20 protein-coding genes are annotated in these 22,752 nt (G+C 55.9%); 15 read left to right on the top strand and 5 right to left on the bottom strand.

Translation table 11 applies throughout. The annotated features are described in order from the left end of the window. The 11 genes from GKO01_RS13545 to GKO01_RS13595 all read left to right on the top strand — a co-directional run. On the top strand, nucleotides 1-813 hold an 813-nt coding region (locus tag GKO01_RS13545), incomplete at its 5' end, for an N-formylglutamate amidohydrolase (protein WP_099287494.1). A gap of 395 nt (nucleotides 814-1,208) precedes the next feature. After that, on the top strand, nucleotides 1,209-2,855 hold the full coding sequence (locus GKO01_RS13550; protein WP_099287495.1) for an FGGY-family carbohydrate kinase: 1,647 nt from the start codon (nucleotides 1,209-1,211) through the stop codon (nucleotides 2,853-2,855). 74 nt (nucleotides 2,856-2,929) lie between these two features. Beyond that, nucleotides 2,930-4,258 carry an ABC transporter substrate-binding protein gene (locus GKO01_RS13555; protein ID WP_099287496.1) on the top strand — a complete coding sequence of 443 codons (1,329 nt, stop codon included), beginning with the start codon at nucleotides 2,930-2,932 and terminating at the stop codon, nucleotides 4,256-4,258. Nucleotides 4,259-4,284: 26 nt separating this feature from the next. Further along, nucleotides 4,285-5,193 carry a carbohydrate ABC transporter permease gene (locus tag GKO01_RS13560; RefSeq protein WP_099287497.1) on the top strand — a complete coding sequence of 303 codons (909 nt, stop codon included), beginning with the start codon at nucleotides 4,285-4,287 and terminating at the stop codon, nucleotides 5,191-5,193. 1 nt (nucleotide 5,194) lies between these two features. Beyond that, a complete protein-coding gene (locus GKO01_RS13565; RefSeq protein ID WP_099287498.1) occupies nucleotides 5,195-6,022 on the top strand; it encodes a carbohydrate ABC transporter permease in 828 nt (275 codons plus the stop codon). Between the two features lie 53 nt (nucleotides 6,023-6,075). Beyond that, the gene (locus tag GKO01_RS13570) at nucleotides 6,076-7,179 is read left to right on the top strand and encodes an ABC transporter ATP-binding protein (protein WP_099287499.1); all 1,104 of its coding nucleotides are present in this window, start codon (nucleotides 6,076-6,078) and stop codon (nucleotides 7,177-7,179) included. Between the two features lie 18 nt (nucleotides 7,180-7,197). Beyond that, complete coding sequence (locus tag GKO01_RS13575) at nucleotides 7,198-7,971, top strand: SDR family NAD(P)-dependent oxidoreductase (protein WP_099287500.1); 774 nt, start codon at nucleotides 7,198-7,200, stop codon at nucleotides 7,969-7,971. Between the two features lie 181 nt (nucleotides 7,972-8,152). Further along, nucleotides 8,153-10,348 (top strand): TonB-dependent siderophore receptor, encoded by a 2,196-nt coding sequence (locus GKO01_RS13580; protein ID WP_099287501.1) that lies wholly within the window; start codon nucleotides 8,153-8,155, stop codon nucleotides 10,346-10,348. After that, a complete protein-coding gene (locus GKO01_RS13585; protein WP_099287502.1) occupies nucleotides 10,332-10,634 on the top strand; it encodes a hypothetical protein in 303 nt (100 codons plus the stop codon). The genes GKO01_RS13580 and GKO01_RS13585 overlap by 17 nt, the downstream gene beginning before the upstream one ends. Next, nucleotides 10,631-12,094 (top strand): PepSY-associated TM helix domain-containing protein, encoded by a 1,464-nt coding sequence (locus GKO01_RS13590; protein ID WP_099287503.1) that lies wholly within the window; start codon nucleotides 10,631-10,633, stop codon nucleotides 12,092-12,094. The genes GKO01_RS13585 and GKO01_RS13590 overlap by 4 nt, the downstream gene beginning before the upstream one ends. 8 nt (nucleotides 12,095-12,102) lie before the next feature. Continuing rightward, nucleotides 12,103-12,375, top strand: coding sequence for a hypothetical protein (locus tag GKO01_RS13595; protein WP_145994776.1), 273 nt, complete (start codon nucleotides 12,103-12,105; stop codon nucleotides 12,373-12,375). Between the two features lie 13 nt (nucleotides 12,376-12,388). On the opposite strand, the gene GKO01_RS13600 is transcribed toward GKO01_RS13595, so the two are convergent. Beyond that, the gene (locus tag GKO01_RS13600) at nucleotides 12,389-14,872 is read right to left on the bottom strand and encodes a phosphocholine-specific phospholipase C (protein WP_099287505.1); all 2,484 of its coding nucleotides are present in this window, start codon (nucleotides 14,870-14,872) and stop codon (nucleotides 12,389-12,391) included. 142 nt (nucleotides 14,873-15,014) lie between these two features. Continuing rightward, nucleotides 15,015-15,182, bottom strand: coding sequence for a hypothetical protein (locus GKO01_RS16040; RefSeq protein WP_167383494.1), 168 nt, complete (start codon nucleotides 15,180-15,182; stop codon nucleotides 15,015-15,017). Between the two features lie 328 nt (nucleotides 15,183-15,510). Between GKO01_RS16040 and GKO01_RS13610 the strand changes: the two genes are divergently transcribed. Then, nucleotides 15,511-17,136, top strand: a complete 1,626-nt coding sequence (locus tag GKO01_RS13610) for an inorganic phosphate transporter (protein ID WP_099287507.1) — start codon at nucleotides 15,511-15,513, stop codon at nucleotides 17,134-17,136. Nucleotides 17,137-17,190: 54 nt separating this feature from the next. Here the strand turns inward: GKO01_RS13610 and GKO01_RS13615 are convergent, their stop codons facing one another. Then, nucleotides 17,191-18,447 (bottom strand): glycerate kinase type-2 family protein, encoded by a 1,257-nt coding sequence (locus GKO01_RS13615; RefSeq protein ID WP_456303734.1) that lies wholly within the window; start codon nucleotides 18,445-18,447, stop codon nucleotides 17,191-17,193. A gap of 356 nt (nucleotides 18,448-18,803) precedes the next feature. On the opposite strand from GKO01_RS13615, the gene GKO01_RS13620 reads away from it, so the two are divergent. Beyond that, nucleotides 18,804-19,010 (top strand): cold-shock protein, encoded by a 207-nt coding sequence (locus GKO01_RS13620; protein WP_062027513.1) that lies wholly within the window; start codon nucleotides 18,804-18,806, stop codon nucleotides 19,008-19,010. Nucleotides 19,011-19,062: 52 nt separating this feature from the next. Here GKO01_RS13620 and GKO01_RS13625 read toward each other — a convergent pair whose 3' ends face one another. After that, complete coding sequence (locus GKO01_RS13625; RefSeq protein ID WP_099287509.1) at nucleotides 19,063-19,968, bottom strand: LysR family transcriptional regulator; 906 nt, start codon at nucleotides 19,966-19,968, stop codon at nucleotides 19,063-19,065. Between the two features lie 109 nt (nucleotides 19,969-20,077). Here GKO01_RS13625 and GKO01_RS13630 point away from each other — a divergent pair, with 109 nt between their 5' ends. Further along, nucleotides 20,078-21,124, top strand: a complete 1,047-nt coding sequence (locus GKO01_RS13630; RefSeq protein ID WP_174694301.1) for a YeiH family protein — start codon at nucleotides 20,078-20,080, stop codon at nucleotides 21,122-21,124. A gap of 7 nt (nucleotides 21,125-21,131) precedes the next feature. On the opposite strand, the gene GKO01_RS13635 is transcribed toward GKO01_RS13630, so the two are convergent. Next, nucleotides 21,132-22,199 (bottom strand): saccharopine dehydrogenase family protein, encoded by a 1,068-nt coding sequence (locus GKO01_RS13635; protein ID WP_099287520.1) that lies wholly within the window; start codon nucleotides 22,197-22,199, stop codon nucleotides 21,132-21,134. 120 nt (nucleotides 22,200-22,319) lie between these two features. Between GKO01_RS13635 and GKO01_RS13640 the strand changes: the two genes are divergently transcribed. Next, nucleotides 22,320-22,748: an Lrp/AsnC family transcriptional regulator gene (locus tag GKO01_RS13640; RefSeq protein ID WP_062027508.1), complete on the top strand. Its 429-nt coding sequence runs from the start codon at nucleotides 22,320-22,322 to the stop codon at nucleotides 22,746-22,748. Nucleotides 22,749-22,752: the final 4 nt, after the last annotated feature.

Genomic DNA, 22,752 nt, shown 5'->3' on the forward strand with positions numbered 1-22,752 from the left:
GATTATCCCCGGAATACCGCCATTCCTCTCGTCGTGTCTTCTCCTCACTCTGGTCGCTATTATCCGCCTGATTTTCTGGGCATTGCGGCATTGCCTCTTCAAGAGCTTCAACGAAGCGAGGATCGGTTTATGGATAACTTAATGGAGGATGCTCCTGATTTTGGAGCAACTCTATTAAGTGCAGAATTTTCTCGTGCTTGGTGTGATGTAAATCGGGACTGGCGGGAGGTAGATTCCGAAATGTTCAAACAAAAAATATCTGACAATGAAATCATTTCTAGCCCCAAGGTAAAATCAGGCTTTGGGGTTATTCCTCGAAATATATCACAAGGAAAGAAAATATATAGTGATACTATAGATAAATCCGAAATAATTAAAAGAATTTCTACATCATGGCTCCCTTATCACGAAGCGCTTACTGTTATTTTAAATGAGATACGTCTGCGATTTGGCTACGCAATCCTTTTGGAAATGCACTCTATGCCAAAATTACCTTATGCACGATCGTGTGATATTGTTATTGGAGACGTGCATGGGAAAAGCTGTAGACCAATAATTAGTGATGAAATTGAAAGTATATTACAAGATAAATCTTATTCAGTACGGCGAAATATACCTTATTCAGGTGGATACATTACACAACATTACGGACAGCCGGATAAAAAAGTTCATGCTATCCAACTAGAAATATGTCGATCACTTTACTTGAATACTACAACCCTTCAGCGAGGACGTGGATTTGAGAAGACAAAAAACAATATGAATCACCTCATTTCCAGTTTTTCCAATTGGCTTTTGAAAGAAAATTTCTAATTTTTAAAATTGAAACTGTGTCTCTAAAAATAAAATAATTAACCATAAATCAGATTATTTTAATCTGTGCTTCGTGGGTAAGATTGTTATCTGCATTCGACAGAAACACTCCATCCAAATAGCGGATAGCCAACCGTAAAATCTGTCCAAACCCATTCATAAATTGTTCGAGCAAACAAGCTCATTTTCAAAACAGCAGCTTTGGCCAATCCCGTTTGCTTGAGAAAAAATATCTCACAGCCTTCTGGACACAGATATCGTTATATGTAACATAAATAAAGGTAGTTCTTGTGACCATAATGTGACGTTCAATCACAACTATGGATCGGATGGAACCTCGGGCATGGCTACCTCGTCATGCCCACTCTCTGCTTCACAGGGTCTGGGTATCGTTTATGGATCTGGTTCTTGGAATTGATGTTGGAACAGGGAGCGCCCGCGCGGGTCTCTTCACCCTCGACGGGCAGAAGAAAGCGTCTTTCGTCCAGAAGATCCAGACATGGACACCACGCGCAGGCTACGCACAGCAATCTTCCGCTGATATCTGGTCCGCCATCTGCCAGGCGACCCGTAACGCGCTGGCAATGCTTGACGGGCCTTATCGCATTACCGGAATTGGCTTCGACGCAACCTGCTCTCTTGTCGTCCTTGATAAGGACGGCCATGCCCTGTCGATAGATCCGGACGGAACACCGGAGCAGAACATCATTCTCTGGGCGGACCACCGTGCCCTTGAGGAAGCGCAGGACATCAATCGCGGCGGTCATGATGTGCTTCGTTATGTCGGCGGCACGATTTCCCTTGAAATGGAAACGCCAAAGCTGCTCTGGCTGAAGCGGCACCTTCCCCATATCTACGATCAGGCCGCCCATTTCTTTGATCTGCCGGACTTTCTGACTTGGCGCGCAACAGGGTCCCTCTCCCGCTCAGCCTGTTCGACGGCCTGCAAATGGACCTATCTCGCCCACGAAAACCGCTGGGACGAAGGATATTTTCAGTCTGTCGGTCTGGGAGATCTTGCGTCTGACAATTTCAACCGGATTGGAAATGATGTGCGTCCGTTGGGCGGTACTCTGGATTCTGACTTGAACGCTAAAGCTGCTTCTGAAATGGGACTGACACCCGGCATCCCCGTGGGCGTCTCTGCCATTGATGCCCATGCTGGTGGCATCGGTCTGTTCGGGCTCAATACGGAAGGGTCTTTGTCAGATGAGCAACTTGAGCGCTCAATCTCTCTGGTCTGCGGGACTTCGAGCTGCCATATGGCGGTCTCTAAAGAAGCACGTTTCGTATCTGGTGTCTGGGGGCCCTACTGGAACGCCATGATCCCCGGAATGTGGCTCAATGAGGCTGGTCAGTCATCTACAGGCTCGTTGATCGACTTCGTTATTTCCAGTCATCGCCTTGGCGCTTCCCTCAAGCAGGAAGCCGAAAAAGCCGGAACAAGCGTATATGCGCTGCTGAACGCGCGGATTGAGACGCTTGAAGCCGAGGCACTTCCGGGAACGATCACGTCCGACCTGCATGTCTTTCCGGATTTTCACGGAAACCGCTCGCCCCATGCCGATCCGGCTCTGAAGGGCATGATCAGCGGTCTGACGCTCTCTGATACGCTCGATGATCTGGCGCGGCTCTATCTCGCCACAGTGCAGGGTCTCGCTTACGGCACGAAGGACATCATCGACGCTCTGAATGCCAAGGGCTACCGGATTGACACGATCCTTGCGACCGGCGGCAGCACCAAGAACCCCGTTTTCCTGCGTGAGCACGCCAATGCAACCGGATGCCGCATTCTGCTCCCCGCAGAGTCTGATTCCGTTCTTTTGGGAGCCGCCATTCTCGGGGCCGTCGCAAGCGGGGCCTATCCTGACCTGCGGCAGGCCATGGCACGAATGAGCCATGCAGGAGACGAGATCGTCCCGGACGACCGCACAGCCACATATCACGCCGCCAAACGCAGCATCGCGCACGACATGCTCACCAACCAGATCACCTGGCGTCAGCAGATGCGCGACGTTCTGGAAAAGGAGGCCTCCGCCTGAGAACAGGCCCCGCCGTTTTTCTTCAGTCCCTTGTTCGCCATCTGCCAGAACCCCTTTTCCAGAGGTCAACGTCCATGCTTCGTCTGAAATCCACCCGCACAGCCCTCTGCGCCCTTGGCGCCCTGCTCGCCGGCTCTGTCCTTTCCAGCGCACAAGCCGGTGGAACCCTCACGATTGCCACCGTGAACAACGGCGACATGATCGTCATGCGTCAGCTTTCGACGGAATTCGAAAAAGCCCATCCAGACATTCACCTGAACTGGGTCACGCTTGAAGAAAACGTCCTGCGCCAGCGCGTCACGACCGACATCGCCATGAAAACCGGCCAGTTCGATGTCGTGACCATCGGCAATTACGAAGTGCCGATCTGGGCCAAACAGGGCTGGCTCACCGAAATCAAGCCCGATGACGCCTACGACATGAACGACATCCTGCCGTCCGTGCGCGAAGGCCTCAGCGCGAAAGGCAAGCTCTACGCCCTACCGTTCTACGCCGAGAGCGTCATAACCTATTACCGTAAGGATCTGTTCCAGAAAGCGGGCCTGACAATGCCTGAACAGCCCACTTACGACCAGATCCGCCAGTTTGCGGACAAGATCACGGACAAGCCCAATCAGGTCTACGGCATCTGTCTGCGTGGCAAGCCCGGCTGGGGCGAAAACATGGCGTATATTTCCTCGCTCGCCAACACGTTCGGGGCGCAGTGGTTTGATATGTCATGGAAGCCAACCCTGACATCCGACGCCTGGAAAGCGACCCTGAACTGGTACGTCTCCGCCCTCAAGGCGGACGGTCCTCCGGGTGCCACGTCCAATGGTTTCAACGAAAACCTCGCCCTGTTCGCCAGCGGTCATTGCGGGATCTGGATTGACTCAACGGTCGCGGGGGGGCTGCTGTTCGACCCCAAACAGTCACAGGTTGCAAACACGGTCGGCTTCGCGCCTGCCCCCAAAGGACCTTACGGCAAAGGCCCGACATGGTTGTGGAGCTGGAGTCTAGCTGTGCCCGTCAGTTCCCATCAGAGCGCGGACGCACAAGCCTTCATCGCATGGGCCACATCCAAGGATTATGTGAAGCTGGTGGCTGAACGGAAAGGCTGGGTTGCAGCCCCTCCGGGAACACGCGCCTCGACCTATGCTGCCCCCGAATATCTCAAGGCGGCCCCCTTCGCGTCCTTCGTCCTGAACGCCATCAAGACGGCTGATCCCAACGGCCCGACCGCACAGCCCCGCCCCTATACAGGTGCTCAGTTCGTCGCGATCCCCGAGTTCCAGTCCATCGGCACTCAGGTCGGCCAGACGGTCGCAGCAACCCTGTCCGACCAGATGACGGTGGATCAGGCGCTGACATCCGCTCAGGCTTCGATCACCCGCGCACTCCGCCAGTCCGGCCGCGCGCGATAACGCCGCCCGATCAAGGTCAAGATACCATGCAGGCCGTTCTCGAACACAGCCCGCCCGCAGGGGCGACCGTACAGACCGCGAAAAGGACAGGCTTCCTGCTCCTTTCTCCGTCCGTCCTGATCCTTCTGGTCTGGTCGATCGTCCCACTCGTCATGACGCTGTGGTACTCGCTACAGAACTATAACCTCGTCGATCCCACGCTGCATGGCTTCGCCGGGATCGATAATTACTGGTACCTGCTGACCGATCCTGACTTCCTGCACGCTTTACTGAACACACTCGTCCTCGTCGCGGGCGTTCTGGTGATCAGCATCGGCGGCGGAACGCTGCTGGCCGTTCTGTACGATCAGGAGTTCTTCGGCCGGGGCATTGCCCGCATCATGGTCATTTCGCCGTTCTTCATCATGCCCACGGTCTCCGCATTGTTGTGGAAGAACCTGATGCTCCATCCGATTTACGGCGTCTATTCCGCCATGATGCGGGCCGTGGGCCTCACGCCCATCGACTGGTTGGCGCGCTTTCCACTCATGACGGTCATGATGATCGTCGCTTGGGAATGGCTGCCATTCGCGGTTCTGATCCTGCTCACCGCCGTGCAGTCGCTGGACGGGGAGCAACGTGAAGCCGCCCGGATGGACGGTGCGGGCCCGATCGCGCGTTTCCGCTACATCATCCTGCCGCATCTCGGACGCGCCATCAGCGTCGTGGTCATGATCGAGACGATCTATCTGCTGACGATCTTCGCCGAAATCTCCGTCACCACAGCGGGCGGACCCGGCGTGGCCTCCACCAATCTTCCCTACCTGATCTATTCCCGCGCCCTGCTTCAGTTCGATGTGGGCGGTGCTTCAGCGGGTGGCGTCGTCGCGATCGTTATCGCCAATATCGTTGCAATCTTCCTGGTGCGCGCCGTAGCCCGCAATCTGGAGGCCTGACATGGCGCTCAAGACAAAAACCAGCACCCGGATCGGCGTGACCATTCTTGGATGGGGAATAGCCCTCTGGCTGTTCTTCCCGATTTTCTGGATGATCCTCACGAGCTTCAAAAGCGAAGTGCAGGCTATCTCCACACCGCCGAAGCTGTTCTTTATGCCCACACTGAGCAGCTATACCGAGGTGTTTGAACGCGCCAATTACTGGCACTTCGCATTGAATACCGTGATCGTCTCGGTCGGAGCAACAGCCGTCGCCATCGCACTGGCTGTTCCCGCCGCCTATTCGATGGCGTTCATGCCTTCAAAGCGCACCCGCGGGACCCTGCTCTGGATGCTCTCGACCCGGATGCTGCCCCCCGTGGGCGTTCTGGTGCCGATCTATATTCTGGCCCGCAACACGCATCTGCTCGACACCTGTACCGGACTTGCGATCGTGGACATGCTCACGAACCTGCCGATTATCGTGTGGATGCTCTACACGTTCTTCCGCGAAGTCCCGGCCCCCATTCTCGAAGCGGGCCGGATGGACGGCGCCACACGCTGGCAGGAAACGACGATGGTGCTGCTGCCGCTTGCCCTGCCCGGCATCGCGTCCACAGCGCTCCTGTCACTCATCCTGTGCTGGAACGAAGCGTTCTGGTCCCTGAACCTGACATCCTCCCATGCCGCCCCGCTGACAGCCTTCATCGCGTCTTTTTCGTCACCAGAGGGACTGTTTTTCGGCAAGCTCTCGGCAGCCTCAACCCTTGCCGTCGCTCCGATCCTCGTTTTCGGCTGGATCAGCCAGAAACAGCTCGTCCGCGGCCTGACCTTCGGAGCCGTCAAATGACTCTGATCCCGGCTCACTCCCTTCACTCTTTCTGCACGAACGGGGCCTGACCCATGGCGACTGTCGAACTCAAAAACCTTCGCAAGACATATCTTACGGAAGAAATCATCAAGGGCATTTCCCTGTCGATCGAAGAACGCGAATTCGTGGTCTTCGTCGGCCCGTCAGGCTGCGGAAAATCCACGCTCCTGCGGATGATCGCAGGACTGGAAGACATCACATCAGGCGATCTGCTGATTGACGGCCAGCTCGTCAACAACGTGGAGCCCGGCAAGCGCGGTCTGGCGATGGTCTTTCAGTCCTATGCGCTCTATCCGCATATGAACGTCTACAAAAACATGGAATTCGGTCTGAAGCTGTCCGGCATGCCGGAAGCCGAGCGCCGCGCAAAAATCGAACATGTCGCCCGCACGCTTCAGCTCGAACCCTATCTGAACCACAAGCCGGGACAGCTTTCCGGCGGTCAGCGCCAGCGCGTCGCCATCGGACGCGCCATTGTGCGCAATCCGAAAGTCTTCCTGTTCGACGAGCCGCTTTCCAACCTCGACGCCGCCCTGCGCGGCCAGATGCGCGTGGAACTCTCAGCCCTGCACCGCAAGCTCGGCGCCACCACGATCTATGTGACGCATGATCAGGTCGAAGCCATGACCATGGCCGACAAGATCGTCGTCCTGCAGAAAGGCGTGGTCGAACAGATCGGTTCCCCGCTCGAACTGTACCATCACCCTCGTAACCTGTTCGTGGCCCGCTTCATTGGCTCCCCTCCGATGAACTTCTTCTCGGCTATTTTTCAGGGTGGCGACGCGGCGGGATCGAGCGTGCAACTCCGGGATGGATCGAGCCTCTACGTCCCTGTCACATCCCCCGGCCTTCTGCCCGGAACAAAGGTGACGGTCGGTATCCGCCCCGAACACGTCGAACTGGCGTCTTCAGGCCCCAATAGCGGCGTCGTGGAGGTCATTGAACGTCTCGGCGCCATCACCCTCGTTCATGTCCGCATGCCAGACGGCGAAATCATTGTCGTCCAGACGGATGGCGCCGTTCTCACGGATGTGGACACCCGCGTCAGCCTGACGCTGCCGCCACGGAACTGTCACCTTTTTGCTCCCGACGGTGTGGCTTTCGAAGCCTGTCACCGTCACCCCCTCGCAGCCTGATTTTCTGGATCATCTACAATGTACATGGAAAAACTCCGCCTCGATAACCGCGTCGCCATCGTCACCGGCGGCGCGCAGAACATTGGTCTGGCCTGCGTCACGGCCCTTGCAGAAGCTGGCGCCCGCGTCGTCATCGCGGACCTCGATGAAACTCTCGCAGCGCAGGCCGTCAAGGACCTGCGCGATCAGGGCTATGACGTCAGCAGCGTTGCAATGGACGTCACAAAAACGGAAAGCGTGCAGAACGCCGTCAGCAGTGTACATGAAAAAGAAGGCCGTCTGGACATTCTGGTCGCCTGCGCGGGGATCTGCATTTCCGAGGTCAAGGCCGAGGACATGACGGATGGGCAGTGGCTCAAACAGGTGGATATCAACCTCAACGGCATGTTCCGCTCCTGTCAGGCCGCTGGCCGCATCATGCTTGAACAGAAAAAAGGTGTGATCGTCGCCATCGGCTCCATGTCCGGCCTGATCGTGAACCGCCCGCAGCAGCAGGCTGCTTACAACGCATCCAAGGCGGGTGTTCACCAGTATATCCGCTCCCTGGCCGCCGAATGGGCGCCCCACGGCATCCGGGCCAATGCCGTTGCCCCCACCTATATTGAAACCACCCTCACGCGCTTCGGTATGGAAAAGCCAGAACTTTACGACGCCTGGATTGCCGGAACGCCGATGGGGCGCGTGGGCCAGCCCGACGAGGTCGCCTCGGTTGTACAATTCCTCGCCTCGGACGCCGCAAGCCTCATGACGGGCGCAATCGTGAACGTGGATGCAGGATTTACTGTCTGGTAAATCCCTTGTCCGGGCAGCAGAAAACTGCCCGGATTTCTTCCCTGCGCGAGAGCCGTAACACTTTGTTTCCGTGAAAAAATCTTTCCCGGTCTTATTTTGCAAACCCTACTTGCAACTGACTCGCAATAGCGATACCAGCCTCTGATCACGCACCAGCATGAACAGTCATTTGAGGTCGGGTATGCACCGCAACAGGATTTTTTACGCGATACCCCTCTCCCTCGTCATGAGTGGAGAAGTCTTCGCAGCCGACCAGAATGTCACGCCTGAACAGTCCCAGCGTTCCGGGACAAAAAAAACCGATACCGCCGGAACACAAGCCAAAACAGTTGAGACGCTCAAGGTCCGCGCCCGCCGCGCCTCGACGATTGCATCTTCTGCAACCAAGTCGGACACACCGCTCGTCGAAACCGCCCAATCGGTCACGGTCATCACCCGCAACGAAATGGATATCCGCAACGTCCTGAACCTCAATCAGGCCGTCCGTTATACCGCGGGTATTACGGCGGATCTCCGCGGCGGCGGCGTCGGGACGCGCTATGATCAATTCGCCCTGCGCGGATTTTCGGCCCCGACATTCCTTGATGGCCTGAAACTTCAGGACAGCCCGACCGGCTACGCCACCGCCCAGACCGACACGTCACGTCTGGATCGTATCGAAATCCTCAAAGGCCCGGCATCAGCCCTTTATGGCCAGTCCAGCCCCGGCGGTCTCGTCGCACTCTCCAGCAAACTCCCCACGGACCAGCGCTCCTATGGCAGCGTCAACGCAACCGGCGGCATGTTTGATCTGTATCGCGTGGATGCCGATGTCGGCGGTTTCGTGACGAAAAACGGTTTCGTCCGCTACCGCCTCGACGGCACTATCAACGGCCAGCACAGCCAGCTTGCCCGGACCGGCAGCCGACGCTTTTCCATCAGCCCGTCTTTCACGTTTGGCGGCGATGGCCCGACCACGCTGACGATCCTCGGCAATTATCAGTACGATCCTGAAAATGGTACCTATGGCGGCGTCCCGCTGGTCGGCTCCCTTAAACGCGCCCCTTTCGGATATCTGCCGCGCAATTTCTATGACGGCGATACATCGTTCGAAAAATACAACCGCCGCCACGGCGCCATCACCTATATCTTCAATCATCGTTTCAACGATGACTGGAGCTTCAGCACCCGCGGCCGCTACGACGATATCAAAACCCAGTATCGCAGCGTTTATGACAGCGGCTATTACGTTACGGGGCAGGACGACACGCTGGCCCGCTCAGCCATTGCCACAAACGAACACACGCATAATCTGACTTTTGACAGCGCGTTCAAAGGCAAAGTCCGGACCGGGCCGTTGCGCCACACGATGATGTTTGGCTTCGACTACATGCAGCAGAGCGCTTCCGAAGTCGGCTTCTATGGCGATGCTCCGTCCATGAATGTTTTCCATCCGAACTATCAGGTGGCCATCGCTCCCCTGAACCCTTGGGTGAACTACAACACAGATTCTCATCAGGCCGGTATCTATGGTCAGGATGAAATCCACTGGAAACGTCTGATCCTGACAGGGAGCCTGCGTAACGACTGGTACCGCTCCCACCAGACCGACAACATGTCCCACACCACCACCAACCAGAGCCCCAGCCAGATCACATGGCGCGCGTCTGGCCTGTATCACTTCGATTTCGGCCTCTCGCCTTACATCAGCTACTCGACATCCTTCCAGCCCCAGTCCGGGAATGTATCAACGGATGGTGGAAAGACCGTACATCAGGCCAGTCCATCTGTCGGTAAGCAGCTTGAAGGCGGTCTGAAATACCAGCTTCCGGGCACGTCACTGCTTCTTACCGCCGCAGGTTTCCATATTGAACAGACAAATGTTCTCGTCGGGATCGGCAGCACGGGCTACAGCGCTCAAAGTGGACTGGTCCATTCGGATGGTTTCGAGTTCGAAGCCCATGCCGAACCATTCCACAACCTCGTGCTGACCGCGGCTGTCAGCATCCAGAAAGTCCACGACGACTCAACCGGCAAACCCCTGATCCAGTCCGGTAAAGGCAATGCTTCGCTGTTCGCTTTCTATACGATGCCATCCGGTCCGGCGAAGGGTCTCGGCTTCGGCGGCGGCATGCGCTATTCCAACAAATCCTATGGCGGCGAAGCATCTTACGGGAGTGTCTGGGTGCCACAATATGCGGTATTCGATGCGTCAGTGCGCTATGACCTCTCCAACCTGTCGCACAGCCTTCATGGCTGGAATGTCGGCGCGAGCGTTCGCAACCTCTTTGACAAGAACTTCATCGCTAACTGCCTGAGCTATGCCTCTTACGGTCAGGAATTCTGCTACTACGGAGAGCGCCGCAACGCGCAGGCCAATATTGGTTTTAGCTGGTAAACCGCTGAGCGGGCACACCCAGCGCTACGATACAATCCTGCGTTTTGTCGTAGCGCTTCCGGGCGGATACATCCTATCCGCGCTGGGCGGCGTGTGCCTCGCATTCGGGCTGCCGCTTTCCAAGGCCGATAACGCCATGGCCGGGATCCTGCTTGGCCTGTTGTTATGGCCAGTCGTCTTCATCGCATCCTTCGGGGTCGCAAATATTAGACGACTGGCAGTAATTGCAGGTGTTCTAACCTTCATTTTGGCCGCTTTCGTCTTCAGCCGCGGCTGGTATCCATGAGAAACACCTTCCGTGCCTCCATGGCCCTCGTCCACACCACACTAGGCCTTATAACCGGCTGGGTACTGTTCGCCATTGCCCTGTCCGGTGCCCTGAGCGTGTTCCGACAGGATATCAATCTCTGGGCCAGACCGGAGTTACCGGTTACTGCCTCTGATCCAATGGTGGTGAACGCCCACGCGCTGAACTGGTTGAGCCATAACGCCCCTGCCGCCAGCGCATGGTACGTTGCCAGCGCGACTGCGCTTCAGCCTTTTGCAACGGCCCTATGGCCAGATGCGAAAGGAAACTACATCCAGCGCGTCCTTGATCCTATTACCGGAAGCCCGGACGGCATCCGGGATACGCTCGGCGGAGAATTCTTCTACCGCTTCCATTTCGAGCTTCAGCTTCCCTATCCTCTGGGCCGACTGATCGCCGCACTCGCGGCCCTTGCACTCGTTGTCGGACTGATGACCGGCGTCATCATCCACCGGCGCATTTTCGCGGATTTCTTCACCTTCCGACCTTCACGCGGGCAGAGAAGTTGGCTGGACATGCATAATCTGCTTGGGGTCGCAGCCCTACCCTTTCACCTGATGATTTCCTTCACCGGTGCCGTCACGCTCGGAACGCTGCTGCTCCCATGGAGCACACAGGCGCTCTACCGCAATGATCTGACAGCGTCTTATACCGAGCTTAACCCGGCTCTCTATTCTCGTCCCGCTACGGGCCATCCCGCCCATCTCGCACCTTTTCTGCCAATGCTGCGTGAGGCCGAAAGTAAATTCGGCGGCGCGGGATTGGAACAGATCTATGTGTTCAATCCATCCGATCAGGCCTCTCTCGTGACCATGATCGCCGGCAACGATCACACCATCAGCACATCCTCACAGATCATCACATTCGATGGGCCTTCGGGGCGCGTTCTCAAACAGCACATCGAACACCGCCCCGTTCTCAAAGCCTACACCTTCCTGTACGGGCTGCATGTCGCCCGCTTTGCCCCCTCCGTCATACGCTGGCTCTACTTCCTGTCCGGCCTTGCGCTTGCAGCCCTGATCGGCAGCGGCATGCACCTCTGGACAATCAAACGCCTGCGTCGTCCCCATCATCGCGGACACCGGATCGTTGCCCGACTGAATGTGGGTGTGCTGGCCGGTACGCCTCTCGCTTTCGCATCCTTTTTCATCGCGAACCGTCTTATCGGCCCCACAACGCCGCATCGGGCAAGATATGAAGTGACAACCCTCTTCGTCGTCTGGGGCCTTACCCTGCTGTACGCACTGGCCCGTCGGCCGGAGCGGGCGTGGCCAGAGCTTCTGGGGGGCAGCGCCGTTGCGTGTCTTGTGGTTTCGCTGCTCAGCTTACTATGGCACACATCTGTTCTGGCCGGAGTCAGTGTAACGTCCGCACTCCTGTCTGCGTCATTCGCTTTTGCAGCCTTTCGCACGCTGCAAAAAACGGCTCTCCCGGCATGAACTGGATCATGTCACTGCTCCTCGGACAGGGCGCGATGCTGGTGCTCGTCACGGCCTCAGTGCGCGGAAATCGCGTCCTATGTCGCAACAGCCTGACAGACTTTCAACGGAATATTCTGAAATCCTGCGCCGCTGCCGGTCTGACCGCCAGCCTCTTTCTTCAGGCCACGTCCAGCGATTTCATCATTCTGAATATTATTGAATGGATCCTCCTCGCAGCGCCGGAAATCATGGTCGCAACGCTGCTCTGCTCCTGGCGGGAACAGCGTTCGCGACCATGACGCTCGAACACGCTTAGGAGGAAAACGCCGCAGCAGGGTCCGTGATCGTAGGCTGCCCCGTCTCCATCCGACCGCCAAGGACATGCTTGAAATCTGGATCATACGGAGAGGTCAGCGTCACATCATACCATTGATGCGTGGCTGACAGATCCAGCCTGATGTCCCTGTGCGCCCCAGACTTCAGAATAACTGTTTGCAACGGCGCAGCATCTCCCGTCCGGTACTGGATGGTCACCGGAACCCTGCTAACATTACTGAGCGAGAGAAGCAGTGCTGCACCCTTCCCCTTCGTGCCGCTTTCATAGCGACATGCCGAGCGCAGCAGAACACGATCCTTATGCCCCCGATAGGCCCGGTAAAAGCCATTGGGCGCATGAACCGCCACATCATACAGCCCGTCTATGACGGGAAGTGTCACGTCCATGTCGTCACCGGCCGCAACAGCATAGGTTCCCACCTGCATGTCCCGACCGTCATTGCGATAATCATAGATATTGAACGGCGCACCCGCAGAGCGTTCTCCATGAACGCCTCGGCTTGCGCGGAGCTTCAGACCGACACGCCCCTCTCCTGCAACCACGCCGCCGTCGCAATAAAGTTCATACGGTAGCGCGCACGCGGGGCGTGTTCCTGCTTCCTGCCGAACGGTTTCCCGCAACAGATCCGGCTGTGTCCTCAGCGTTGCCGTCTCGGAAGCGGACAGAGAGCGAAAGCCACCCGGTAAAGGACGATTTTTCGCATCTTCAATCGTTCGGAGATGTGTATTCCGATCCAGATAGTTCAGGGATGGAGCATCCGCTTCGGAGGACTGAAAGCAGGATGTCAGATCGCCGCAGATTGCACGGCGCCAGGGAGAAATATTCGTTTCCCGAACAGGCTTTCCGAATTTCCGTTCAACAAAATGTTCGAGAAACTGCAGTGTCGAACTATGGTCAAACAGCTGCGAATTGACGCGGCCACCACGGCTCCACGGAGAGGCGACAACCATCGGCACCCGGAACCCCAGTCCGATCGGGCCACTACGGGCCAATCGCTCGGGAACGCCAAGACGCATTTCATCATCTGCTGTCGTATATTCCAGCCCGTCCGGTCCAATCGCCTCGGAAGAGCGTCCCGTTTCCGGGCGCTGGGGATCGGGAGCAGCGTAAGAGCAGCAGTGGTCGAAATACCCGTCATTTTCATCATAGGTCAGAATGAAAATGGTCTTTTTCCAGACATCGGGGTTTTCGGTCAGAATGTTCATGACCTCCGAGACATACCATGCCCCATACCAAGCAGATGTCGGATGATCTGAGAAATGCTCCGGTGCCGCGAGCCACGAAACGGCGGGAAGATTGCCTGTCCGCGTATCCGTGCGGAACTGATGCAGCACATCGCCCTTCGGGGCCTTCATACCCTTCGCGTCCGGATCATCCGTAAACGCCAGTGTCTCCAAGGAGTGATAGTTCGGATCAGCCTTGTTCGTCACAAACGCCTTGGTGAAAAGCGCGCGCTCCGCAGGTGTCAGAGCCTCATATCCCTTAGCGGATTGCTGACGCCGACGCAGAACCTCCATCAGGGCCCTGGCTTCGACAAGCTGCTCACCACGCTCACCCGAAACCAGCATCTCAAGTTTTTCAAGCCGATTGATGTGATCGGAACATTCCTGAATCCGCTCCTCAATCCAGTCTCCAAATCCCGCATTGGAGCTGACATTGAAGTTGTCGAAGCACTCCAGAACATTACATCCGAAATTTGACAGCCAGGAGCGTTCCGCCGAGGACATCCCTCCCGTCTGGCTGAGTTCGTTCTGATAGAATTTCCAGGAAACCCCGATCTTTTCCAGTCGCTCCGGAAAGGTCGTCCAGGTCATGCCGCCTTCAAGGATTTCCGGGTTCCGCATATACACATTCGACGTTGTGTTCTGCTGGTCCCTCACAGTTCCCGTCCAGAAAATCAGACGATTGGGGGTCGTGCTCGTCATCGCCCCACAGTAATTCTGGTCACACACCGTAAAAGCATCGGCCAGCGCATAATAAAACGGCAGATCCTCGCGGGTATAATAACCCATCGTCAGAGGATATTGTTTATAGTCTTTTTTGTAGGGACGCTTGGCATCAATCCAGTCATCATGATGCCCTCCATTCCACGCATCGACCTGACTGTCCCGAGAATGCGGGATTGAGCCCATCCATGTAACTTTGGTGTCATGAATATTGAGACGCCAAGGCGCATAAGTCTCGCCCCCCTTCCCCGACTGCACGAAAACGGAATTGCCGTTTTTCTGCCGTATAGCCCGCCTGTCATTAAAGCCGCGAACCCCAGCGAGCGTACCAAACATATGATCGAAAGAGCGGTTTTCCTGCATTAGGATCACCACATGCTCAGCATTCAGATATGTCGTTCCCGGATCGGGCGCGATGGCGTAAGCGCGGCGGATAGCGGCCGGCAGCCCTTCTGTCGCTGCGGCCGCCCCACCGAACAGGGCATATTTGAGAAAGGTTCTGCGAGAGGACATGTGGATCTTTGCCTGAAACCAGAAGGCGGTTATTGCGCCAGAAGAAGATATATCAGGACAGTCCTAAACACTTCACAGAACAGCTTCATCCCCCGTTTTTGTAATTTAATAAAGATTTCACCGCCAAAGGTTGCGGCGAGAATCAGTTCCCAAGAGACCGGTCAACAGATCGTCCCGCCCGCTCAATCGGCCCCTTTGGCGGATCGAGCGTATCACGAACCTTCTCGCCAAAAGTCCGATGCTGCTCACACGCTGTCAGCGTGACGCAGGAGACCGAAAGAGCCAGCAGGAGCAGGATTGATTTTTTCATGTATATTCCTTCGAGAATACGATTCAGCATGGAAAAACGCCTAAGTCTTTTTCCGGTTTCTTTCAGAAAGTGGAAACGATTTATCATTTATCAGACTATCCATCGGACAGAAAAAATTCTGATAATGAAATAAAAAACCATCTCAATCAATAAAATCAAAACAACGAAAATTACTGAATTCATAATGCAAAAATAACGCACCAATATGTCGATAACAACAAAAGGTTTCAATTTGGATCAACTGTCTCAAAACGGTCATGCTTCAATAGTCGCATCTCCATACCGACTGCCATAAATTGAAAAAAGTTAAACAACCCATGGATCGGTGATGTCTGAAACGACGATAGGCTCCAGCGCGGAAATCCAGTCCTCTTCGCGCCCCAACATGAGTGGAGGCAACAAGCCTCTTCATGTTGTCCTCTTTTTTACAGTTTTGATCGGCGCATTGGGATTTGCCGCATTCAGTATTCTTCGAGATATGCATTCAGTCGGCGAAGGAGCTCTCGCAACGGGCACCTTTGTGATGCTCGGAATCGCGCTGGTCATCGCTCTGGCTTTCGAGTTCGTTAACGGCTTTCACGACACCGCCAACGCAGTCGCAACCGTCATCTACACCCGAAGCCTGCCCCCTCTCGTTGCCGTCATCTGGTCCGGGTTCTGGAACTTTCTCGGGGTTGCGTTCTCAACCGGCGCAGTTGCCTACAGTATCGTCACACTCCTGCCGGTGGAACTCATCCTTCAGGCCGGAAGCGGTGCGGGCTATGCCATGATTTTCGCCCTGTTGATCGCCGCCATCGTCTGGAATCTCGTGACATGGGCATTCGGCATCCCCAATAGTTCGTCCCATGCCCTCGTTGGGTCGATCATGGGTGTCGGTCTGGCCAACCAGTTGATGTCACCGACAGGGGCCGCAACGCAGGGCGTCGACTGGGGGCAGGTCGAGAAAGTTTTCTCCGCACTGCTGTTCAGTCCCGTCATCGGGTTCCTCATGGCCGGGGCTCTGCTTCTCGTCATGAAATTTCTGATCCGCAACAAGGCCCTGTATCAGGCCCCTAAAGGCGACACTCCCCCGCCCCTGTGGATCCGTTCGCTGCTGATCTTTACCTGTACCGGCGTCTCATTCTCGCACGGGGGCAATGACGGGCAGAAGGGTATGGGCCTGATCATGCTGATCCTGATCGGCGCAGCACCCACCGCCTACGCTCTGAACCGGGCAATGCCGGAAAGCGCCATGCCCGCGTTCTTCCAGTCTTCAGCAGAAGCCGAAAAGATCTTCCTGAGCCACACCCCAACCCCATCCACCACGCTCACCGCAGAAAACGCCCGTGAGATCGTGGGGGCTGGCCTGCGCGCCAAGTCCATCACCACTCCGCAGACCTATGATGCACTGGCTGTTCTCAGCAATGACATCTCCACTTCGGTCAAAACCTATGGCTCCATGAAAGCCGTCCCTGCTGCCGCGGTTCCGAACGTTCGTACGGACATGTATCTGGTCGCAGATGCCATCCGCGTCATGGGAGAAGCAAAGGATTTCACGCCAAGCGAAAAGAATGCGCTAAAAACCTTTCAGTCTGAACTTTATCACGGCACGCGCTTCATTCCACTCTGGGTCAAGATTTCCGTCGCCATTGCGCTGGGTCTTGGCACGATGGTGGGATGGAAGCGGATTGTCGTGACTGTCGGCGAGAAGATTGGCAAGACACACATGACCTATGCCGAAGGAGCCTCAGCTGAACTCGTGGCGATGACGACCATCGGTCTGGCCGAAAGATACGGCCTGCCTGTTTCGACGACACACATCCTGTCGAGCGGCGTGGCTGGAACAATGGCCGCCAACGGTTCGGGCATTCAGGTCGCCACCCTGCGTTCCATGGCTCTGGCATGGGTCACCACCCTGCCGGCCGCAATGGCGATTGCAGGCATCCTCTATGTTCTGTTCCGCCAGATTTTCTGATCAAACCGTGACGTCTTGTGCGGATTACAACCCGCACAAGACGTCAATCCAGTCCTAACGGATCAGAATGGCTCTGAAATCGTTGACATTCGTTCCGGTCGGACCGGGCACAAACAGATCACCCAAAGCCTCGAACGCGCTGTAAGCGTCGTTTTCCATCAGAAGATCAACGGGACTAACCCCCTTTTCCCGCAGCCGTGCCATACTGCCACCATCCGCAAACGCCCCGGCATTATCTTCTGATCCATCAATACCATCGGTATCCGCAGCCAGAGCCACAAACGGCAGCCCTTCGGCAGCGAGTGCAAAAGCCAGAAGGAACTCCGTGTTCCGACCGCCTCGCCCCTGCCCGCGTATCGTCACTGTAGTTTCACCGCCTGACAGAAGGACGGCAGGCTTTTGGAAAGGCCGGTCCCTAAGAACGATTTCTCTTACAAGAGCGGCATGAACTTTTCCGACATCCCTGGCCTCCCCTTCGATCGCATCGGACAGGATCACGGGATGGATTCCAGCCTGCCGCGCTGTCTCTGCTGCCGCTTCAAGAGACAGATGCGCCGAGGCAATCACACGGGCAATATTCCCGCTAAACATCCGATCAGTCGCCAAAGGTGCCTGCCCTTCCTCCCCCTCGAGCCATGTTTGGATCTTCTCCGAAAACCGCAACTTCCAGGTCTTGACCAGACGACGGGCTTCCTCGCGTGTTCCCATATCGGGCACAGTCGGACCTGATGCGACCTGCGCGGGATCGTCAAACGGAACATCGGAGACCACCAGTGACACCACCCTTGCCGGAGCTGCCGCTGCTGCAAGACGACCACCTTTGATACCGGAAACCTGCTTGCGAATGCTGTTCATGACGGAAATCGGCGCGCCAGAAGCCAGCAGGATACGATTCAGCTCAGCCTCATCCGCAAGCGTCATTCCCGACGGCGGGCACGGAAGCAGAGCAGACCCACCACCACAGATCAACGCCACTACGAGATCGTCCGGCCCCAATCCTTTGACGGCATCAAAAAGGGCCTTGGTTGCTTCCAAACCCGCCTCATCAGGCACCGGGTGCGATGCCTCCAACACACGAATAAACCGCGTTGGACACACATTGCCGTAACGGGTAACAACCACACCGCTCAAGGGGCCCGTCCAGAGGCGTTCAAAAGCTGCCGCAAGTTGAGCAGCTCCTTTCCCGGCTCCGACGACAACCGTTCGTCCTTTCGGAAGCTTCGGGAGATACGCTGACAGAATCTGATCTGGTTCCGCCGCACCAACGGCAGCCTCAAAAAGTCCTGTCAGGAAAGCGCGATCTTGAAACACCAGTGCTTATTCCTATTTAGCTATCTCATGGTCGAAATCAAATTTTGTTATTTATCGATTATTTTTTCCACACCTCAATCTTGATCCGGAGTGATATTTTATTCCAAAAAATGTAATTATAGTTTTCTAAAAATAAACTCGCGAAAATACTGCATTTAATATTTGGTTGCGTTACAATTTAAATTTCCTCCAAAAGTTTTTTCTCTTGCATTTTTAAAAAATATGGCGCCTAGCTCAATACAGCAGGTGCTCTTGAGTGAGTTTTTCGGCGCGTGTTGCGCCATTCTTTCTCCTTAAGTGTTATGATTTCGTGTGTATCTTGTACACGACTGCTATTGTTAAAAAGGAGCCTCGTTATGGCAACAGGCACCGTAAAATGGTTTAACTCCACCAAGGGCTTTGGCTTCATCCAGCCTGACAACGGTGGACAGGACGCGTTCGTTCATATCTCTGAACTCGAGCGCGCCGGAATGCACACCCTCAACGAAGGTCAGCACGTCTCTTACGAGCTCGAAGCTGGTCGCAACGGCAAGACATCGGCAGTAAGCATCAAAGCAATCTGATTGCTCTGACGGACATTTGATGTTCAGAAAGCCGCCTTTACGGGCGGCTTTTTCACGTCTTCTGCCCCAGAGAACCCCGAGGAACTGCGAAAAATTCGATCATGTCAAGAAGGGCCTTGGCCGCCGGGCTTTGATAACGCTCCTTGTGACGCAGTCCATAGAAAAAACGACTTTCAGGGACCTGAAATACGGCGTGCAACGTGCCTGCGCGCAGCGCCGGACCAACAACCAGAGACGACAATGCGCCGATCCCGGCTCCAGCCTCTATGGCCGTCTGCACCCCCTCATTTGAAGGCAGTACAAGACCGGTCTTTAGGTCTTTGAGACCGAGCCCCTGGCCCCTGAGATAATGCTCCAGCGCGGAACGTGTCCCGGAGCCCGCCTCTCGCATGACCCAATCCTGCTGACGTAACCAGACGCCATCAATCCGCAATGGAAGCAGAGAATTGGCCTGTACGAGTATCAGATGGTCCTCCCCCACCGGCCATTGCAGCAGTGCGGGGTCGTCAACAACGGCCTCCACAATCCCGACCTCGGCCTCGCCCTCCCGGACCATTCGAGCCGCTTCTTCCGTATTGCTGATCGCCAGCTCGACCTTGATGTCAGGATATCTCTTCCGGAAGGCGACAAGGATCGCAGGCAGCCAGTATGCGGCAATGGTCTGACTGGCGACTGCCTTTAACTGACCGCCCCTTAGACCGCTGATATCTTTCAGGACATTCTCAGCAGCCGAGGCCTGCGCAACAACTGCCCGTGCCTCTGGCAGAAACAAACGTCCTGCATCCGTCAGAGCAATCCCTCGACCGACCCGATGGAAAAGCTTGATCCCATAACGCGCTTCCAGAGCCGCAATGGCAGCCGAAACGGCAGACTGGGTCACGTTCATTGCCTGACTTGCGGCCGTAACGTGCTCGCGTTCTGCAACAGCGATAAAAAGACGAAGCTGATCGAGTGTCATGCCGTCTTTCTAACAGAAATCATCTGATTTTCCGATTGGAATCAGAAAAGTTATTCGTTGGAATGATATATCAGCCTCAGCCTAGATGTCTCCGGCAAGGGAGATCATCATGCACATATCCTGCTTCAGAAACCGGCTCGCTTTCAGATTGTCCGAAATTTTGGTCACGAAATTTCCCGGCGTCGCTCTTTGCGCGAGCACGGCCCTGCTGGCTTTTGAATCAGAAAAAATCGAACGCGCATTCCTTCAGAAATCATGGCTTGAAATGCTCAATCTGGCCCTTGTCATCGGGATCTGCCTCCGAATGGTCTCCTGTCGAAGCCGCGTTTTCGAGCCAGGGATCAGGTTTTGTTCAAAATCCCTTCTGGATGTGGCGATCGTTCTTCTTGGAGCCGGATTCAACCTGAGGGGAATTGTCTCGGCAGGTCCCGGAATTCTTGTCTGTGTTTTTGGGATGGTCGCTTTCAGCCTTGCCCTGACCATACTGATCGGGCGCCTCACCGGCCTGTCCCACTCACAAACCGTCCTCGTGGCCTGCGGCAATTCGATCTGCGGAAACTCCGCCATCATGGCCGTCGCACCCGTCATTCATGCTCGTGAAGAAGATATTGGTGCCACTCTTGCCTTCACTGCTGCGGGTGGTCTTGCCATTGTTCTGGGCCTGCCACTTTTTCTGCCATTCCTGCATCTGTCCGATATCGCGGAAGGCAGCGTTGCCGGCCTGACCGTCTATGCTGTCCCACAGGTGGTGGCGGCAGCGTCACCATTCGGTGCCGCTGCCCTGCATACCGGAACACTGGTCAAACTCATGCGTGTCCTGACGTTGGGACCCGTGTGCATTGTCCTGTCGCTTCTGTACGCTCGCAAAAACCGTCAGACAGGAACGCATCAAACGTCCCGTCGGCTTGTCCCATGGTACATCACGGGGTTTCTGCTGATGATAACCTTCCGGTCTTTCAATATAATCCCTGAAGCGCTTCTTCCCGTCCTCAACACCCTCGCCACGACCCTGACCGTCATGGCGATGGCCGCATTGGGACTGAGCATTGATGTCCGCTCCGTCTTCAAGGCCAGCGGACCATTAATGCTCACCGTCGCCCTGTCTCTGGCCGGCCTCGTCAGCGCCAGTCTGATGCTGACGAAGATACTGACCTGATACAGTCTTACTGATAAATTTTCCCGTACCGGTTGGCCAAATAATCAGCCAGCGGAATATCTTCCTGCCGCACAAAACCCTGCGTCGGAATTTTTCCTTCCGCCAGCAGATCCAGAACCGCACAGATGGACCCAGCCGTTGTGAGCTGGATCGCCGTGCGGAACCCTCCCATGAAATCCTGCGCCTCAATGGAACGCGCCACGGTTTTCTGCTGCAGCTTCCCGTTCTTCAGACCTGTCACGATGACGGAAAGCACAACCAGATCCTGTGCAGTCCCCGGAATGGCATGCGTGAAAATATCCTGAAGAATATGCCGCCGCTCCGACAGACGCAGATCCGACAGCAGAACCTTCATGATATCCCGATGGCCCGGATAGCGCATGGTGCGATAATTGAGTTCCCGCACCTTACCTTCATAGGTCTCGCACAGAGACCCAAGCCCACCTGACGTATTGAAGGCTTCATAGGTCACACCGTCGACACCCAGCGTCTCGACACCGTCCAGAGCAGGAACCAAAACCCGTCGCCCGTCTACGATCGCCTCGCACGGCTCGATATATTCGTTGATCAGACCTTCCGTGCTCCAGGTCAGGTTATAACCCAGCGCGTTGGACGGAAAGCGCGGCAGCGCCCCGACCCGAAGCCGGATTGTCTCGACCTCATCGAAATGCTCCGCCAGATCATGTGCAGCAATGGAAACAAAGCCCGGCGCCAGACCACATTGCGGAATAAATGCGCTGGACGCCCCTTCTGCCAGCGCCCTCACATCTTTGGTGGAGGCGACGTCTTCCGTCAGGTCGAGATAATGCGTTCCTGCCGTAGCGGCGGCTTTTGCAATATTCCGCGTCAGATGAAAGGGGAGTGCCGAGAGCACCGCAAACTGCCCATTTAGCAGTTCGGCATCCAGCCCCTTCGCAATATCCACCGTCCTGCGTTTGATGCCTTCCGGCAGGACGAGCGCCTGAAGGTGATCCGCATGGCAGTCCAGCAGCGTAACGCCATAGCCTCCATGATGGAGTAGCTCCGCAATGGCTGAACCGATCTTTCCCGCGCCTGCAACCGTAACCTGCTTCATGATCATATCCTGTTCCGGAAGTGTTATGACAGCATCACGATCAGGGCAGACGGATCTCAAGCGGCATCCCGACGATGAAATGCAGTTTCCATCGGCAGATTGCCGGTTATAACTGGCAGAATGACGGATTCACTAGATCAGGCCCTGCTCGACATCCTGCGTCGCAATGCGCGCACGCCTACCGCCGCTCTGGCGCGCAGGCTCGGGATTTCACGCACAACCCTTCAGGGACGCATGGAACGTCTGGAGCGGCAGGGCCATATTCGTGGCTATACGCTTGTGGAGAATACTGACGACGACCTATTGCGTGCACATGTCTCAATCGTCATCACGCCGCGCCATAGCCAGAAAGTGGAGCGAGACCTGAAAACGCTTCCCGAACTCCGCGAATTACACGCCGTTAGCGGCGCCTCGGACCTGATCGCCCTGCTCGGCGCCGCAACGACGGAGGGCATCAACCGTGCCATTGACGACATCGGCCAGATGGAAGGTGTAGAGAGGACGGTGTCCGCCATCATTCTCTCCACACGCTTCCGTAAAGGAAACTGATCTC

Source organism: Gluconobacter kondonii, assembly GCF_002723995.1.
Taxonomy (GTDB): Bacteria; Pseudomonadota; Alphaproteobacteria; order Acetobacterales; family Acetobacteraceae; genus Gluconobacter; species Gluconobacter kondonii.